Genomic DNA, 1,351 nt, shown 5'->3' with positions numbered 1-1,351 from the left:
GTCTACGAGACCCCGATCGACGAGTTCCGCCTCTCCCGCTACGTCCTGCCCGAAGCCGGCACGGCCCACGACCTCACCCGGCCCACCCCCCAGATCCTGCTCTGCACGGCCGGCACCGTGAGGGCCGGCGAGCACGACCTGACCCCCGGCCGGTCCGTCTTCGTACCGGCCGGCGAAAAGGCCGAAGTGTCCGGAACGGGAACGCTCTTCCGGGCAACGGTCGTCGCCTGACCGTTTCGACGCCCCTCGTGCCGGTGACCTGAAACACAGCACGCGCAGCGGGCTGCAACAATGGCCCACCGTCAAGCACGGACAAAGTCACGGGCGCCGCACCAACGCCGCGCCCCGGGCCCAGGAACGGCGTACGAAGGGACAACGCGAACCTATGAGCGCGTCAGGCGGCACCAAGGCGATCGTGGCGGCACTGGCCGCCAACCTCGCGATCGCGGTAGCGAAGTTCGTGGCGTTCATCTTCAGTAACTCGTCGTCGATGCTCGCCGAGTCCGTCCACTCACTCGCCGACTCCGGCAACCAGGCGCTGCTCCTGCTCGGCGGCAAGAAGGCAAAGCGCGAGGCCACCCCGCAGCATCCTTTCGGCTACGGCCGCGAGCGCTACATCTACGCCTTCCTCGTCTCCATCGTCCTCTTCTCCGTCGGCGGCATGTTCGCCCTCTACGAGGGCTACGAGAAGATCAAGCACCCGCACGAGCTGACGAACTGGTACTGGCCGGTCGGCGTCCTCGTCTTCGCGATCATCGCCGAGACCTTCTCCTTCCGCATGGCCATCAAGGAGTCCAACGTCCTGCGCGGCCAGCGCTCCTGGAAGGACTTCGTCCGCCACGCCAAGGCCCCCGAGCTCCCGGTCGTCCTCCTGGAGGACCTCGGCGCCCTCGTCGGCCTCATCCTCGCCCTCGGCGGTGTCGGCCTCGCCCTGCTCACCGGCGACAGCGTCTGGGACGGCATCGGCACCCTCTGCATCGGCATCCTGCTCATCCTGATCGCCCTGGTCCTCGCCGCCGAGACCAAGTCGCTGCTGCTCGGCGAGTCCGCCGGCACCGAGGAGACGCAGAAGATCGAGGCCGCCCTCGTCGACGGCGACACGGTCACCGGCATCATCCACATGCGCACCCTCCACCTCGGCCCCGACGAACTCCTCGTCGCCGCCAAGATCGCCGTCGAGCACGACGACACGGCGACCGAGATCGCCGCCGCCATCAACGCCGCCGAGTCCCGCATCCGGGACGCCGTCCCGATCGCCCGCGTGATCTACCTCGAACCGGACATCTACAGCGAGACCGAGGCGGCCAAGGGCCCCGACCCCGAGGCCTCCCCGGGAGGCCTCGGGGTCGGG

1 protein-coding gene and 1 pseudogene are annotated in these 1,351 nt (G+C 68.9%); both read left to right on the top strand.

All coding sequences use genetic code 11. From position 1 onward, the window contains the following. A pseudogene (locus C1J00_RS43265) lies at positions 1 to 231 on the top strand (mannose-6-phosphate isomerase, class I); the annotation flags it as partial. A gap of 154 nt (positions 232 to 385) precedes the next feature. Beyond that, on the top strand, positions 386 to 1,351 hold a 966-nt coding region (locus C1J00_RS43260), incomplete at its 3' end, for a cation diffusion facilitator family transporter (RefSeq protein WP_102914219.1).

Origin of the sequence: Streptomyces cahuitamycinicus, from assembly GCF_002891435.1 — a bacterium.
Classification (GTDB): Bacteria; Actinomycetota; Actinomycetes; order Streptomycetales; family Streptomycetaceae; genus Streptomyces; species Streptomyces cahuitamycinicus.
Note: the sequence above shows the minus strand (reverse complement) of the source record. Positions and strands in the feature narration are given on the sequence as shown.